Source organism: Bradyrhizobium sp. BR 1432, from assembly GCF_051547705.1.
GTDB classification, from domain to species: Bacteria; Pseudomonadota; Alphaproteobacteria; order Rhizobiales; family Xanthobacteraceae; genus Bradyrhizobium; species Bradyrhizobium zhanjiangense.
This window is the reverse complement of sequence record NZ_JBPUGF010000003.1, coordinates 8,024,118-8,039,447: the sequence shown is the minus strand read 5'-3', so window position 1 is coordinate 8,039,447 and position 15,330 is coordinate 8,024,118. Positions and strand designations below refer to the sequence as shown.

General features: G+C 63.9%; 15 protein-coding genes. 9 read left to right on the top strand and 6 right to left on the bottom strand.

Features of this window, described 5'->3' with window-relative positions:
- Positions 1 to 10: 10 nt before the first annotated feature.
- Positions 11 to 1,666, bottom strand: coding sequence for a thiamine pyrophosphate-requiring protein (locus ACSKB8_RS38965; RefSeq protein ID WP_438110849.1), 1,656 nt, complete (start codon positions 1,664 to 1,666; stop codon positions 11 to 13).
- A gap of 140 nt (positions 1,667 to 1,806) precedes the next feature.
- On the opposite strand from ACSKB8_RS38965, the gene ACSKB8_RS38960 reads away from it, so the two are divergent.
- The 5 genes from ACSKB8_RS38960 to ACSKB8_RS38940 all read left to right on the top strand — a co-directional run bounded on the left by ACSKB8_RS38960 (position 1,807) and on the right by ACSKB8_RS38940 (position 8,132).
- Positions 1,807 to 1,995: a hypothetical protein gene (locus ACSKB8_RS38960; RefSeq protein WP_438109755.1), complete on the top strand. Its 189-nt coding sequence runs from the start codon at positions 1,807 to 1,809 to the stop codon at positions 1,993 to 1,995.
- 38 nt (positions 1,996 to 2,033) lie between these two features.
- Entirely contained in the window at positions 2,034 to 2,495 is a 462-nt protein-coding gene (locus tag ACSKB8_RS38955; protein ID WP_438109753.1) for a (2Fe-2S)-binding protein, read from the top strand.
- Position 2,496: 1 nt separating this feature from the next.
- On the top strand, positions 2,497 to 4,752 hold the full coding sequence (locus tag ACSKB8_RS38950; RefSeq protein ID WP_438109751.1) for a xanthine dehydrogenase family protein molybdopterin-binding subunit: 2,256 nt from the start codon (positions 2,497 to 2,499) through the stop codon (positions 4,750 to 4,752).
- 8 nt (positions 4,753 to 4,760) lie between these two features.
- On the top strand, positions 4,761 to 5,393 hold the full coding sequence (locus tag ACSKB8_RS38945) for a hypothetical protein (protein ID WP_438109749.1): 633 nt from the start codon (positions 4,761 to 4,763) through the stop codon (positions 5,391 to 5,393).
- Between the two features lie 243 nt (positions 5,394 to 5,636).
- Positions 5,637 to 8,132: a cation-translocating P-type ATPase gene (locus ACSKB8_RS38940; RefSeq protein WP_438110847.1), complete on the top strand. Its 2,496-nt coding sequence runs from the start codon at positions 5,637 to 5,639 to the stop codon at positions 8,130 to 8,132.
- 86 nt (positions 8,133 to 8,218) lie between these two features.
- On the opposite strand, the gene ACSKB8_RS38935 is transcribed toward ACSKB8_RS38940, so the two are convergent.
- The 5 genes from ACSKB8_RS38935 to ACSKB8_RS38915 form a co-directional block, all read right to left on the bottom strand.
- Positions 8,219 to 8,638: a hypothetical protein gene (locus ACSKB8_RS38935; RefSeq protein ID WP_438109747.1), complete on the bottom strand. Its 420-nt coding sequence runs from the start codon at positions 8,636 to 8,638 to the stop codon at positions 8,219 to 8,221.
- Positions 8,639 to 8,912: 274 nt separating this feature from the next.
- Positions 8,913 to 9,077: a Flp family type IVb pilin gene (locus ACSKB8_RS38930; protein ID WP_091890949.1), complete on the bottom strand. Its 165-nt coding sequence runs from the start codon at positions 9,075 to 9,077 to the stop codon at positions 8,913 to 8,915.
- 206 nt (positions 9,078 to 9,283) lie between these two features.
- Positions 9,284 to 9,457: a hypothetical protein gene (locus ACSKB8_RS38925; RefSeq protein WP_438109745.1), complete on the bottom strand. Its 174-nt coding sequence runs from the start codon at positions 9,455 to 9,457 to the stop codon at positions 9,284 to 9,286.
- 205 nt (positions 9,458 to 9,662) lie between these two features.
- Positions 9,663 to 9,899 carry a hypothetical protein gene (locus ACSKB8_RS38920; RefSeq protein WP_091890952.1) on the bottom strand — a complete coding sequence of 79 codons (237 nt, stop codon included), beginning with the start codon at positions 9,897 to 9,899 and terminating at the stop codon, positions 9,663 to 9,665.
- 59 nt (positions 9,900 to 9,958) lie between these two features.
- Entirely contained in the window at positions 9,959 to 10,942 is a 984-nt protein-coding gene (locus ACSKB8_RS38915) for a Ku protein (protein ID WP_438109743.1), read from the bottom strand.
- 234 nt (positions 10,943 to 11,176) lie between these two features.
- Between ACSKB8_RS38915 and ACSKB8_RS38910 the strand changes: the two genes are divergently transcribed.
- The 4 genes from ACSKB8_RS38910 (at position 11,177) to ACSKB8_RS38895 (ending at position 15,268) form a co-directional block, all read left to right on the top strand.
- Positions 11,177 to 11,332: a hypothetical protein gene (locus ACSKB8_RS38910; protein WP_164934544.1), complete on the top strand. Its 156-nt coding sequence runs from the start codon at positions 11,177 to 11,179 to the stop codon at positions 11,330 to 11,332.
- A 240-nt stretch (positions 11,333 to 11,572) separates the two neighbouring features.
- On the top strand, positions 11,573 to 12,244 hold the full coding sequence (locus ACSKB8_RS38905; RefSeq protein WP_128934932.1) for a response regulator transcription factor: 672 nt from the start codon (positions 11,573 to 11,575) through the stop codon (positions 12,242 to 12,244).
- A gap of 84 nt (positions 12,245 to 12,328) precedes the next feature.
- The gene (locus ACSKB8_RS38900; protein ID WP_438109741.1) at positions 12,329 to 13,705 is read left to right on the top strand and encodes an ATP-binding protein; all 1,377 of its coding nucleotides are present in this window, start codon (positions 12,329 to 12,331) and stop codon (positions 13,703 to 13,705) included.
- Positions 13,706 to 13,867: 162 nt separating this feature from the next.
- Positions 13,868 to 15,268, top strand: a complete 1,401-nt coding sequence (locus tag ACSKB8_RS38895) for a hypothetical protein (RefSeq protein ID WP_438109739.1) — start codon at positions 13,868 to 13,870, stop codon at positions 15,266 to 15,268.
- The last annotated feature ends 62 nt before the right edge of the window (positions 15,269 to 15,330 follow it).

Here is a 15,330-nt window from a genome sequence, read left to right as displayed (position 1 = left end):
CCGTCCCGGCTCACGTGCCGGGCCGCGACACCTCGGTCTCCTTGCTGGTGATGAACTCCAGCAGCACCGGCACGCCTTCCTGCGTCTTCTGGATGCCGCGCTTGATCGCGGGCACGATGTCTTCCGGCCTCGTCACCCGCTCGCCATGACCGCCGAAGGCGCGCGCCATCGCGGCATAGTCGCCGGAGATGTCGGTCGAGCGATATTTCTCGGTCGAGACCGGCATCACCTTCAGTTCGATCGCCATCGAGAAGTTGTTGAGCAGGATCGACATGATCGGGATGCGCTCGCGCACTGCGGTCTCGAAATCCATGCCGGTAAAGCCAATGGCCGCATCGCCCCAGACATTGATGCAGAGCTTGTCGGGCTTTGCGAGCTTGGCACCCATCGCGAGCCCAAGGCCATAGCCGAGTTGCGTCGTCTTGCCCCAGCCGAGATAGGTGAGGGGCTCGACCGCTTTCCAGAACGGCGAGAGCTGGTCGCGCGGGCTGCCGGCGTCATGCGTGATGATGGTGTTGTGGATGTCGACGGTGTGCTGAAGATCCCACAGCACGCGATAGGGGCTGAGCGGCGCGTCATTGCTGGTGAGTTTCGGCATCCATTTCGCCAGCCACTCCTTGTGCGAGGCCGCAATCTCGGCCGCGACCGCCGAGGCGTCGCGATCGGATGCAACCGACTTGCCGATTTCCTCCAGCAGTGCATCGAGTACAAGACCGGCATCGCCGACGAGGCCGATCTTGGCTTCCACATCCTTGTTGAGATGGTTCGGGTCGAACGTGGAGTGGATGATGGTCTTGCCCTTCGGCATCGCGATGCCGAAATTGGTCTCGGTGAAGGAGCAGCCGATGCCGAAGATGACGTCGGCCTCGGAGAGAAACTTCGGCACCGCGCGCGGCACCGCGAGCCCGCCCGAGCCGAGCGAGAGCGGATGTGTTTCCGGAAACGACGACTTGCCGCCAAGGCTGGTGGTGACGGGGATCGCCAGCCGTTCGGCCAGCCTTTTCAATTGTGGCCACGCCTGCGCGTAATGCACGCCCTGGCCGGCATAGATCACCGGCCGTTTTGCATTCACGAGCAGGTTGGCTGCTTCCTTTACGTGAACAGGGTCGGCGCCGTAGCGCGTGCGCAGCACCGGCGTGTAGTTCAGCGGCTCCGGCACCTCCTCGTTCCACATATCGGAGGGGATCTCGACGATCACAGGCCCGCCGCGGCCGTTCTTCAGCTTGGTGAAGGCGCGGCGAAAGATGTTGGCGACTTCAGCCGCAAGAATGATTGGCTCGGAGGATTTCGCGAACGGCTTCATCGCCTCGCTGGAATTGAAGTTCGGCTCGATATGCGACAGCCGGCGCTGATAACCCATCGGCAGCACCAGCACGGGAACGGATTCGCCAAAGCACTGCGCAACGCCGCCCATCGCGTTCTCCGCGCCCGGCCCATGCTGCATGCAGAACGCGCCGATGCTGCGGCCCGACGTCACCCGCGAGATCGCATCCGCCATATGGATGCCGACACGCTCCTGGCGCACCATCACGGGTCGGATCTCGGCTTTCGCCGCATGCTCGATCAGATGGTTGACAGGATAGCCGCAGAGGATCTCGATCCCCTCACGCCGCATGATTTCTGCAATGGCGGTGCCGAGCTTCATGGCGTCTCTCTCCCTGGGCAGGCCGGTTGGTCCGGCGATTGAGGAGAGAGGATCAGGAAATTGGAGAGGCGTAAAGCGCAGTTGATCGCGCCTGCAGGTAGGTCTGCCATGCAGGAGGTATACGCAGGACGCACCGTCATCGCTGCTCTGCGGTTCGCAGTGTGCTCGCAAAATCGATCAAGCTATCGCGCGACGAGAAGGCGCACTCACGCGATGCGCTGCTGTCGAATTGGGCAGCTCACCGCATCCAGCTTGCCGCCGAATTCAAACTCGCCCGCAGTTGTCGTGCGAATTTGAAAGTAAGCGCAGATGCGGTGGGGATTCGGTTTGACAGTGTTGAAGCTTCGTAGGCACGCTTAGTTCCAACGTTGCGAAGGGACACGTCGACATGATCGAGCTCACCGTCAATGGGATCAAGCACAGGGTCGACGTCGTTCCCGAGATGCCTCTGCTCTGGGTGCTGCGCGACGAGCTCGGCATCACCAGTCCCAAATATGGCTGCGGGGTCGCGCAATGTGGCGCCTGCACCGTCCAGATCGACGGAATGGCGGTCCGATCCTGTCAGTCGCATATCGGCGAGGTCGCGGGTAAGTCCGTCGTCACGATCGAAGGCTTGGACAAAAGAGAGCAGCACCCGGTCCTTCAGGCCTGGATCGCGCATCAGGTCCCGCAGTGCGGCTACTGCCAGACCGGCCAGATCATGCAGGCCATCTCGCTTCTTGAGCTGATCTCCCAGCCGACGGACGAGCAGATCGATCAGGTGATGTCCGGCAATCTCTGCCGCTGCGGCACCTATCCCCGCATTCGCGCGGCAATCCACGCGGCGGCCAAGAAGATGGCGGAGAAGTGAGATGGGCCACATGCAGAGCCTTTCGCGTCGGGCTTTCGTTTTCGGCTCCGCCGCCGTCGCCGGCGGCATCGCCTTCGGCGCCTACGGCAATGCCGAGGCCGCAACGCCGAGCGCTAATGGCAATCCGTTGGCTGCCGGCCTCGGGCCGGACTCTGTGACCTTCAATCCCTGGGTCGAGATCAGTCCGGAAAAAATCACGCTGATCGCGCAGCATGCCGACATCGGCCAGGGCGTTGGATCGGTGCAGCCGATCATGATCGCCGAAGAGATGGACCTCGATCCCGGTCAGTTCGAAATCCGGTTTGCAGGGCCTAGCCCGGCCTACTTCAACACGGGTTTTGCAGATGAGTTCGCGCCATTCCTGGCCGCTGACCAAAGTCCAGCCGCCGAGGAGGCACGTGCGGCGGTGCTCGAAAATCTCCGAAAGTCCGGCCTGCAAATGACGGGCGGGTCGAGCACGATCCCGGACACCTATGAAAAGCTGCGCGTTGCCGGCGCCGTCGCGCGCGAGACGCTGAAGGCGGCTGCGGCCAAGCGTTCAGGCATCGCTGTGGCCGACCTCCGCACCCAATCCGGCCATGTGATCCTGCCGGGCGGAACCAAGATCGCCTATGTCGAGCTCGCGGCGGAGGCCGCGAAAATTCCGCCGGTGCTCGATGCCAAGCCGCGCGACCCGTCCAAATGGCGCATTCTGGGCAAGCCGATGACGCGCCTCGACGTTCGCGCAAAGGTCATGGGCGAGTTGAAGTTCGGCATCGACCAGAAGATGGACGGCATGCTGTACGCCTCCGTCAAGCTGAACCCCAACAAGGGACAACCGCTGAAATCGTACGACGCCAGCAAGGCGCGGTCGATGCCAGGGGTCAAGAAGATCCTCGAAATCAAGAATGGCGTTGCGGTGATCGCCACGAACAGCTGGTACGCGATCAAGGCGGCCGACGCGATCGCTTGCGAGTGGGCGCCGTCAGTATATCCCGCTGAGCAGGCCGACCATTGGAAAGTTCTGGAATCCTCGTTCAAGCCGGAATTCCTGGGCAAGGAGTGGCGGAAGATCGGCGATGTCGAAGCCGGCCTGAACACGGGCACGCGCGTCGAGGCCGAGTATCGCGCGCCCTATGTGGCGCATCAGCCGCTCGAGCCGCTCAACGGGATCGGCCTCGTCACCGACAAGGGGATGGAGATCTGGGTCGGCCACCAGAGCCCCCAATTCGTGCAGCATGTCGCCGCGACGGCGATCGGCCTGAAGCCGGAACAGGTCACCTTCCACAATCAGTGGAGTGGCGGAAGTTTTGGCCACCGTCTCGAATACGAGAACGTGCGGGTGCTCGCCGAGATCGCAAACCAGATGCGCGGAACGCCGATCAAGCTGGTGTTCTCGCGCGAGGAAGATTTCCTCCAGGACATTCCGCGACAGATTGCGATCGCCCGGCATAGGGGAAGCGTCGAGAAAGGCAAGATCGTCGCGGCCGATTTGCAACTGGCCTCGACGGCTCCGCTGAAGGGGCTGCTTGAGCGTTCGGGTATCCCCTCGAAGGATCCCGATGGTCAATTGGCCGCCGGTCTGTGGAACGTCTATTACGACATCCCCAATTTCCGGGCTACGACCTATGAGGCGCAGGGCCTGTCGCCGAGCACCACGTGGCGGTCGGTCGGCGCCTCGACGGCCGGCTTCTTCACCGAGAGCTTCATCGACGAGCTGATCCATGCGGCGGGCCTCGATCCGATGAAGGCGCGCATCGAGATGTGCGCCGTTCCGACCTACCGCAAGCTGCTCGAGACGCTCGCTGAAATGTCGGATTGGAAGGGACCGCTCGGGAACGGCCGAGGACGAGGCGTCGCATTCGTCGAAGCCTTTGGGACACCGACAGCCGAAGTCGTCGAGGTCACGAAGACCGACAGCGGCATCAGGATCGATAAGGTCTGGGTCGCGGTCGACGTCGGCAAGGTCGTCGATCCCGTCAACTTCGAGAACCAGGTGCAGGGCGGCGTCATCTGGGAACTCGGCCACGCCATCAACTGCGAGCTCACTTACGCAAACGGCGCGGTGCAGCAGACCAATTACAACCACCACGAGGCCATGCGGATCTACCAGTGCCCGGTCATCGAAGTTCGTGGGCTCGAGAATGATCCCAAAGTGAGAGGCGTCGGAGAGCCGCCTGTTCCGCCGGCCGCCCCCGCGCTCGCCAACGCGATCTTCGCGGCGACCGGACTGCGCATCCGCGAAATGCCCTTCAACAAGTTTATCGATTTTGTGTGAGGCAGGCCATGAAGGGATCTCTGATTGCGCTCGTCCTCGCCGGCGCGGCAATGGCCGCTCTCACGGGGATTGTCGCGGCCAAGGACGAGGCCGCCAAGAACGTGCTGGCACCGGGCAGCGTCAGCCGCGCCGAGGGGCTGGAGGCCTGGAAGCGGATTGAAGCGGTGGTGACACATCCACGTTGTGCCAATTGCCATGTCGATGCCAAGGCAATTCCGATCTGGACGCCGGCCGGCGAAACCAAACCGCGCGCGCATGGCATGAACATCCACGGCGGCGAGAGCCGCATCGGCGCGGAGGCGATCCCGTGCTCGACCTGTCACATGACCTCCACCCAGGCCAACGAGCCGGCACCATCGCCGCCGCGCGCCGGCATCGATTGGCAGCTCGCTCCGGTCGATTTCATCTGGTTCGGCAAGAGCGGCGCCGAGATTTGCGCGCAGATGAAGGATCCCAAGCGCAATGGCGGTCGTGACGCTGCCGGTCTCGTCGAGCACTTGCGGCACGATGCGTCGCTGAGCGGCTTCATTCCGCGGGGCTGGGCCCCCGGAGCCGGCCGCGCGACGCCGCCGGGCACCTTCGAAGATCACGTCAAGGACATGGCCCTGTGGGGCGCCGCCGGACAACCCTGTCCGAACTGACGCGTTCGCCAGCCCCAGCAAGGCCCCGTGGGAGCGCAGACGCTTGACCCAGGTCAAGCCGGCAGCCGGTTGCGGCATGCCATGATGGCGTTGAGGGCGAGATGACGGCCCTCATCGTTCAATTGCTCCTAGGGACCCGTGGACTTGAGCCTCGCGCGCTATCCTGACAGCACGTTCGCCAACGAGAAACACAATGATAAGCCGCCGTGCCCTTCCAACACCGATGGCCGGGGCTGCAGGGGGCTGACCGCGTCCGAAGCGCAGGCACGGCTGAAGGCCGAAGGCTTCAATGAGCTGCCTCGCACGGAGCGGCGAACGATCGTGCAACTCATCCTTGAGGTGCTGCGCGAGCCCATGCTGCTGTTGCTGCTGGCGGGCGGGCTGATCTACTTCGTCCTGGGCGATCTCGGCGAAGCGCTGTTGCTCCTCGTGTTTGCATCGATCTCGATTGTCATCACCATCGTGCAGGAGGCACGCACCGAGCGCGTGCTCGACTCGTTGCGCGATCTGACCAGCCCCCGCGCACTCGTAATCCGCGGCGGCGAACACATCCGCATTCCAGGCCGCGAGGTCGTTCGCGGCGACCTGATCATGCTCTCCGAGGGAGACCGAGTGGCAGCCGACGCTACGGTCCTTCAGTGCGACGATCTCCTGCTGGATGAATCGCTGCTGACGGGGGAGTCCGTCCCGGTCCGCAAGCTGGCCGCGCTCGAGCAGCCAGAGGCGCCGCCTGCCGGTGGCGATGACCATCCATTCGTGTTCTCCGGGACGCTGGTGGTGCGCGGAAGCGGCGTGGCTGAAGTCACGTCGACCGGAGTCCGAAGCGAGATCGGCAAGATCGGACAATCGCTGCATTCACTGTCGACGGAGGCGCCCCGCCTGAAACAGCAAACGACGCACCTGGTGGCAATGTTTGCGATCGCCAGCGCCTTCGTGATCGCGTTGACCGTGCTCCTGTATGGACTCTATCGCGGCGGCTGGCTCGAGGGCGTGCTTGCCGGCATTGCGCTCGGCATGTCGATGCTTCCCGAGGAGTTTCCGGTCGTTCTGACGGTGTTTCTCGCCATGGGGGCTTGGCGCATCTCGCAGGCTCGCGTGCTAACCCGGCGGGCCTCCGCCATCGAATCACTGGGGGCGGCAACCGTGCTCTGCACGGACAAGACGGGCACGCTGACCGAAAACCGCATGACTGTTGCGCGTCTGGTGCTGCCCGATGGTTCACAATGCACGCCTGACATCGCGGCGCGCGCGGAGCATGCATTCCATTCATTGATTGAGACTGGCATCCTGGCCTGCGTCCCGGAGCCGTTCGATCCCATGGAGAAGGCGTTGCATTCGCTCGGCCCGGGGACCGGCACCGGCCGGCGGCTTGCGCAGAGCTACGGCTTGCGTCCCGACCTGCTCGCCATGTCAAACGTGTGGCGTGGAAGCGGTGACGAATGCGTCGTCGCGACAAAGGGCGCGCCCGAGACGATCGGCATGCTTTGCGGTATGAGCGCGGAAGAGCTGGCTGAATTGCGGGCAGGTGTGGACGTCCTCGCGCGAGACGGGCTTCGCGTGCTCGGCGTTGCGCGCGCGACTTGTGCGGCGACGGATCCGCCCGAGACGCAACGCGGTTTCTCCTTCCGATTCTGCGGCCTGACCGGCTTTGCCGATCCGCTGCGGCCCCAAGTGAAGGGCGCCGTCGCCGAATGCCGTTCCGCTGGCATCCGCGTGGTCATGATCACTGGCGACTATCCCGCGACCGCATCTGCGATCGCGACGCGAGCGGGCCTCGATCCCGAACGCATTCTGACGGGGGCGGACGCCGAAGGCATGGCCGAGGCCGAACTGGCCCAGGCGGCGCGGGGACAAGCCGTCTTCGCGCGAATTGCGCCGGCCCAGAAGCTACGCATCGTCAATGCGCTCAAGGGCGCCGGCGAAATCGTTGCTATGACGGGCGACGGCGTCAACGACGCGCCCTCGCTGAAGGCTGCCCATATTGGCATCGCCATGGGCGGGCGCGGCACCGACGTGGCGCGCGAGGCGTCCTCGATCGTTCTGCTTGACGACGATTTCGGCTCCATCGTGAAGGCGATCCGCCTCGGCCGCCGGATCTATGACAATCTTCGCAAGGCGATGAGCTTCATCCTCGCGGTCCACGTTCCGATTGCCGGGCTTGCGCTGCTGCCGTTGGTGACCGGGCTGCCGCTCCTGTTCGGGCCAGTCCACATCGCGTTCCTCGAAATGATCATCGATCCCGTCTGCTCCCTGGTTTTCGAGGCAGAGACCGAAGAGCGCGACGTGATGCGGAGGCCGCCGCGCTCGCCGGACGAGCCGCTGCCGCCAAGGCCCCTGCTGGCCTGGTCGGCGCTGCAGGGTGCGCTCGCGCTGGCCCTGACCGGGGGCGTGATGGTGACGGCGAATGCCTACGGCATGCCGGCGAACGAGGTGCGTGCCCTGACGTTCTTCTCGCTGGTCTTGGTGATCGTGAGCCTGATCTTCGTCAACCGCTCGTTCTCGACGTCGCTTATCGAAGCCTTTACCCGGCCGAACCGGACACTGGTCATCATTGTCGTGTTCGTGACCACCGTGCTCTCCCTAAGCCTTGCGTGGCCGGCCGCCGCCGACCTGTTCCGCTTTGGCCCGCTGCATTCCGACGATCTCGCCGTTACGGTGGCGGCAGCGCTTGTGTCCCTGGTGTTGCTGGAGCTATCGAAATACCCGTTGCGTCATCGCTGGCCTGCCTCAGCCCCGTAGCCCGGATTTCGCTGGCGCTCCGTGCGGGCCACGAGCTTGCCAGCCGCACAGCCGAAGGTCGGTTTCACCAACGGCTGACAAACCTGCTATTTGCAGTTCTTGCAAATCGTCAGCTTTCGTTGCAACGCCTCGTCTTCCTGATCGATCGATGACTGTCCGGCGAGGCCGTTTGTATCCGGATTGGACCTGGAGCCCTTTGCTGCGCGTGACCTCACGGGCGGCGTCACCTGACTTGGGGTGTCATTGTCGTCGGTGCCTACGCTGAATCCATCGTAGTCGGCGGCCGGATTCGGCGCCTGCGGAAGCCCGCCGACCACAGGTGGCGAAGCCTCTCTGCCGGATGCCGCCGGCGGAATTCTTGAATTTATGGCGTTCCCGCGTGGTGGCGGCGCATTGGGGGGAGCAAGCGAAACCGGCGGCGCGGCCGAGGTCTGTCCTCTCGCGCCGTCGCCCGACCAGACGCCGACAAACATGAGGCTGAGCGCCAACAGCGTCACGCTTCTCATCTGCATCCTTCAAGCAGCTCTGGTTCATCGATAGACAGCATGGCTCGTCGAGCCGCGCCGCGGTTGCAGAGCGAGAATCCCGTAAGCAGACATTCGAGTCAATGGAACCGCGGCGTCGCTCCACACTCTGTCATTGCGAGCCGCCGGGCCCGCGCTTCGCGTGGACCCGGTGGCTCTCAATGACGGAATTGAGGAGGCTGCATGCTCCGGCAAGGCCGCCGCGAGCCATGCTGAAGTCAGCGCATGGAGACGTCGCCTCGGGCCAGGGTGGCCGTTACTTCAGCGACGAACTGATCGAGTTGAACTTGTTGTTGAGGAGCTGGCTGCCCGTGTTGTTCACGACGGTTACGATGGCCAGTGCAATGCCGGCGGCAATCAGGCCGTATTCGATGGCGGTGGCGCCAGTCTCATCGGCAAGGAAAGACCTAAGCAAACTCATTGCCAACTCCTCTTCATCCGAACCAACGTATGGCCGCGTCGTTTTCGAACTCGTAAATCGATCGAATAGATTTTCTGCGCGCCAAAAGAATTAAATCCGGGCGAACGCGCCTCTGTTTCATACGGTGACATTCATTAAATTAAGGTTCCCTCATCCCATCCAAATGGATGCAAATCGGCGCGCTCTCTGCGACAGCCGCAGGTCCGCTAGGACGTGATCGCGGCGCCGGGGAGGCGGCGTTTCAATATGGCCGTGAGGCGGCCAACGAAGTCCTTTACCGCGCCCCGCTGCGAGCGCGCCCCCGTGCCCGCGGTCCGCTCGCTCTCGCGTGCGTCGTTCACGATGCTGATGTAGCTCTTTCTGACGTCCTGCTGCTGCACGGCACGCGTACTCTTGGCTCGATTGGGGCTGGCATCATGCTGTGCGCAAGGACAACCGGTGCTTAATTTTGTCTCCCGTAGGAATACCCTGGTTCATGCGCAGAGCTCCGCCGTATCGGCAAACGACGGTCGCGCTTAACGGATTATTGAGCCTGTTCGTCAACGGCTCGGCAAGCATGCTGCTCGAAGGGGCCGACTATCGCCCTCATTCGCGCCGTCCGTCCGCATTGAGCGCCCGCAACATGGCGATGCGGGCGAACATCATCCAGCCCCCGCCGGTCTCGGCCGCATTGATCAAGGTCTCGATCGCGGTCTGCCAGTGCGCCTCGTGCTGGGCGTCCTCGGGCAGCTGCATGACGTAGTCCGCCGCCTCTTGAAGCGTGAGCAGCTTGCGTTTGTTGCTCACGCGAACCGGATCGTCGAACTCCGCCGACCAGGGCATGTCAGTCCGGCCGACCGGCGAGGGGGGACATCACGGTGCGATTGTTAGGTGCGATGCGTCTAGCTGGCCTTCTTCGCCCGCGCCGGCGCGCGCACCGGCTTGTCGGCCTTCTTCGGAGCCTCCTTGGGCGCAGTCTTCGCCGCGGCGTCTTTGCCGCCCTTGCCGGCGATCGGCGGCAGCATTTCGCGCTGGCCCTCGACGCGCTTCTTCGGCTTCTTGCCCTTGACGGTCTCCTTGACGGCCTTTGCCGCGGGCACCGCCTCCTTCTCGCTCGCGAGACTCTTCTTCAGCGCGTCCATCAGGTTGATGACATTGCCGCCGGTCTTCGGCGCTGCCTTGGCGGTGATCGGTATGCCGCTGCGCTTCTTGTTGATGAGATCGATCAGCGCGGTTTCGTAATGATCCTCGAACAGCTCGGGCTCGAACGCGCCGGACTTCTTCTCGACGATGTGTTTTGCGAGGTCGAGCATGTCCTTGGTCAGCTTCACGTCCTGGATGTCGTCGAAATACTCGGTTTCGCTCCGCACTTCGTAGGGATAGCGCAGCAGGGTGCCCATCAACCCGCTCTCGAGCGGCTCAAGCGCGATGATGTGCTCGCGGTTGGTCAGCACCACGCGGCCGATTGCGACCTTGTCCATGCTGCGGATGGTCTCGCGGATCACCGCATAGGCGTCGTGGCCGACCTTGCCGTCGGGCACGAGGTAATAGGGACGGATCAGATAGCGGTTGTCGATATCGGCCTTCGGCACGAACTCGTCGATCTCGATCGTGTGCGTGGAGTCCAGCGCGATGTCGTCGAGCTCGTCTTTGGTGACCTCGATATAGGTGTCGGTGTCGACCTTGTAGCCCTTGACGATGTCCTCGGACGTGACCTCGTCACCGGTCTCGGCGTCGACCTTGAGGTACTTGATCCTGTGGCCGGTCTTGCGGTTGATCTGATTGAAGGAAACCTTCTCGGTATCCGAAGTGGCCGGATAGAGCGCGACCGGACAGGTCACGAGCGACAGACGCAAAAAACCCTTCCAATTGGCGCGGGGGGCCATGGGCTACTCCAAACGCAACGGGGACGGATGATAAGGATACCATCGGGGAACAACAAATCATAGCAAGACGGGTTGCTCAATCTTGCAACTACGTTAACCGGCCACTGGGTCCGCGGTTGCTGCCCGATCCGCGGGCAAAGGCCGGAACATCATATCCAATCACGCGTTGGCTTCAAATATCGGCTGCGAGGAGGTCGTGGCTATCTGAAGCGACATCCAAAGATTGAGGGCATCATGGCAACCACGCGAGAGCGGCATCAGATCGTGGAAACTCCGACCGAGGCCCGTCAGGGCGAGCCCGGGCCGTCGGTGGCGGCGCTGCTTGCCATCTCGACCGGCCTTGCGATCCTGATCCTCGCCGTCATCTGGTTCGTGTTCTTCCGGACCTGACCGGCAGATCCGAACGCCTCGGACCTTCCTATTCGCCGCGTGACGCGGCACATTGCGCCCGCCATCCCGCCGGCTCGCCCGGTTGCCTGGCGGGCGCAGTCGCGTCGGCGCGTGGGAGGTCGTATATGACCAAAAAGTAACGTGCCGGTTCCCCGCGTTCATATTCAGTTCACGCCGGAATTGCTCATCTCTGGCCGTGGTCATGCAGCCTGTTCTTGCAGCCAATCTTTGGAGAGAAGCGTGCGCCTGCTCGTTGTTGAGGACGACCCCGATCTCAATCGCCAGCTCACCAAGGCGCTGACCGACGCTGGTTACGTCGTCGACCGCGCTTTCGACGGGGAGGAGGGGCACTATCTCGGCGACAACGAGCCTTATGACGCCGTGGTGCTCGACATCGGCCTGCCGAAGAAGGACGGCATCTCGGTGCTGGAGGCCTGGCGCCGCAACGGCCGCACTATGCCGGTCCTGATCCTCACCGCGCGTGATCGCTGGAGCGACAAGGTGCAGGGGTTCGACGCCGGCGCCGACGACTATGTCGCAAAGCCGTTCCATCTGGAGGAGGTGCTGGCGCGCATTCGCGCGCTGCTGCGCCGCTCGACCGGCCATGCACAGAGCGAACTCAGCTGCGGCCCGGTCACGCTCGATACCAGGACCGGCCGGGTCAGCGTGTCAGGCAATCCCGTGAAGATGACCTCGCACGAATATCGGCTTCTGGCCTATCTGATGCACCATTCCGGGCGCGTGGTCTCCCGCACCGAGCTGGTCGAGCATCTCTACGACCAGGATTTTGACCGCGACTCCAACACCATCGAGGTCTTCGTCGGCCGCATCCGCAAGAAGCTCGACGTCGACATCATCCAGACCGTCCGTGGCCTCGGCTATCTTCTGACCCCGCCATCCCCCGGCGCTTGAAGCGCCTTGACGGACGGCTCGACAGGGGCCTTGGTCCGGTCATGACCGACGCCCTGCCATCCTGCGCCTCCCGGGTTCATTCCGATGCCCGCTAGCTCGCTTGCGAACCGCCTGTTCCTGTCGGCAACCGCCTGGCTCGTGGTGATCCTGGCCATCACCGGCGTGGTGCTGTCGTCGGTCTACAAGAACGCCACCGAACGCGCCTTCGACCGTCGGCTCAATCTCTATCTCCGCACGCTGATCGCCGAGGTCGCGACCCCCGACGAGCCGCCCGACCGCCAGTTCCAGTCGCTCGGCGAGCCCTTGTTCGAGCTGCCGCTGTCCGGCTGGTACTGGCAGATCACGCGGACCGACACCGAGAAGCCGGAGGTGCGCTCCTCGCGCTCGCTCTGGGACAAGAAACTGCCGAAGCTGGAAGAGCAGGGGGCCGAGCTCACCGCCGCCGGCATCCGGCTCGCTTATGTCGACGGTCCCGAAGGGCAGAACCTGCGCATGGTGGAGCGGCCGGTCGATCTCGGCGCCGACGGCAAATTTCTCGTCAGCGTCGCCGGCGACGACACCGAGATTTTCGACGAGACGCGGAGCTTCGACTATTATCTCGGCGGCACGTTTACGGCGCTCGGCATCGTGCTGCTGCTGACCACCGTGTTCCAGGTCCGCTTTGGCCTGGCGCCGCTCAAGCGCATCTCGGAATCGATCGCCGACATCCGCTCTGGGCGGGCAGAGCGGCTCGAGGGCGAATTTCCCGTCGAGATCGCGCCTTTGGCGCGCGAGACCAATGCGCTGATCGACGCCAATCGCGAGATCGTCGAACGGGCGCGCACCCATGTCGGCAATCTCGCCCATGCCATCAAGACGCCGCTGTCGGTCATCGTCAACGAGGCCGGCGCCCACGCGGCCGATCCGTTCGCGTCCAAGGTGATGGAGCAGGCGGACGTGATGCGCGACCAAGTCGCCCATCATCTCGAGCGCGCCCGCATTGCGGCGCGGGTCTCGGTGGTCGCAACCGTGACGGAGGTGGCGCCCGCCATCGAGGCGCTGCGGCGGACCATGGAGAAGATCCATCGCGATCGTGGCATCGTGGTCGAGGCCAAGGCCGATCCGTCTGTGAAGTTCCGGGGCGAGCGGCAGGATCTGGAGGAGATGGTCGGCAATCTCGTCGACAATGCCTGCAAATGGGCGGCCTCGCGCGTCTTCATCGAGGTTCTGGTCGAGACGCCGCACCAGACCGGCGCCGGCCCGCGTCTGCGGATCATCGTCGATGACGACGGCCGCGGCCTGTCGGAGACCGAGCGCGCCAAGGTCTCCCGGCGCGGCCAGCGGCTCGACGAATCCAAGCCCGGCTCGGGGCTGGGGCTGTCGATCGTGACCGATCTCGCCGCGCTTTATGGCGGCAGCCTCTCGCTCGGCGGGGCGCCGATCGGGGGCCTGCGGGCCGAACTGGTCCTTCCCGGGGTATAGTCCATTGTTCTCACTGGATTTTTCGTTGCGGCCGATGCCGCTGCAGGAGAAAACCGGAGGCATTCGAGGCGACTTCCTAAACGGCTTCTTAAGTGGGGACCTCTTAAGATCGCGCCCGGACGCATCCCATGTCCGCCATTTTACCGTGCATGACCCGGGCGCATGAGCCAGACATCGATCGAGCGGCTGAGGGAATATCTCGCGCAGCTCCCGCCGCAGTCGCAGGCGCTGCTGATGCGGGAGTTCGAGCGCGCGCTGGAGCGTGGCCAGGACACGGCTGTCGCGACCCTCGTGCTCGAGCAGTTGCGCAAGATCGTCCGCAAGAGCAAAGCCGACGAGGCCCCGCCGCCGCGTACGGACGATCTGTCGCGCTTGTTGTTCCAAGTGTTGGAACCGTTCCTGGTCGAGGCGGGCGCCCCGATCCGGGTCGGACAAATCCGCCGCTCCTCGCTGCATCCGATTTGGCAATGGCTCGGCCGTGACGGCGCCCCGGACAAGGTGAATGAATTCGAGGCGGCGCTGGCCCGCATGCCGGCAGACAGTGCCGGACAGGTCGAGGCGCTGGCCTCAAAGCTCCAGGCGGTGGCTGCGGACGCGATCTTCGCGCTGACGGGGCCCGGCGGCGGCGACAAGTCGCGCGCGCTGGCCCGTGTCGGCCCGCCCAATGTGATCGATGATCTCTGTTCGATCGGCGCGGTGCTCCAGGTCCGGGAAGCCATCGCCGCCTTGAACGAGAAGCTGCCGCGCTTCCTGCGCGCCTTCGGCGATTCGCAGATCGCTTCTGTGACGTCAGCGCTCAACATTCCCGTTCTCCAGACCCCGCAGATGCTGCCCTTCGCGCTGTCGATGGTGGTGCAGCGCATGACCGCGCCGTGGCAGATCATCCGCCTCGCCATCAAGATTGCGGCGTCGGATGACGAGATCCGCGTCGCCGCAACGCCCTACGGTGTCGCCGTCACGATCGCCCTGCACGATTTGTCCTGCGTTGCTGCGATCCTGCGCATGGACATCAAGCGCGGCCATTTCGACAATGTCGCCGGCAACCTCAAGGCGCTGCACGACGGAGTGCGCGGCCTGCGCACCGAGCTCGACCTGCGCAACGATTCCGCCTGGGGCAAGCAGTTGGTCTCGATCCGGGCCGACATCTCCAATGCGCTGCAATCCGAGATCGACAGCGTTCCCGGCCGCGTTCGCCGCATCCTGCGCCAGCGCGCCGAGAAGGACATTCCGCCGGGGGCGCGAATCGACAGCACCGAGGTCGAGGAAACCGTGGCGCTGATCGATTTCGTCGCGACCTGCCGCAACTATGCGAGCGAGCTTGCGATCAACGAGGTGACGCTGCGCACCTATTCCGACCTCCAGCAATATGTCGAACGCTCGACCGAACAGCTGGTGCAGTCGCTGCGCGCCGCCGATCACAAGGTCCGCACCTATCGGCAGCAGCAGGTACAGGCCGCGATCCGCTTCTGCCAGGTGCTGTTCGGCGACGATTACGCCTCGCTGATGAGTCGTGCGGCAGAAAACGCGCTCACGGGCGAGCGCAAATCGTCGCGCGCAAGCTGATATAAGCGCATATTTTTGTGATCACAATTTGAGGTTGACGCTACCGGTGGCGAGCCCTACGG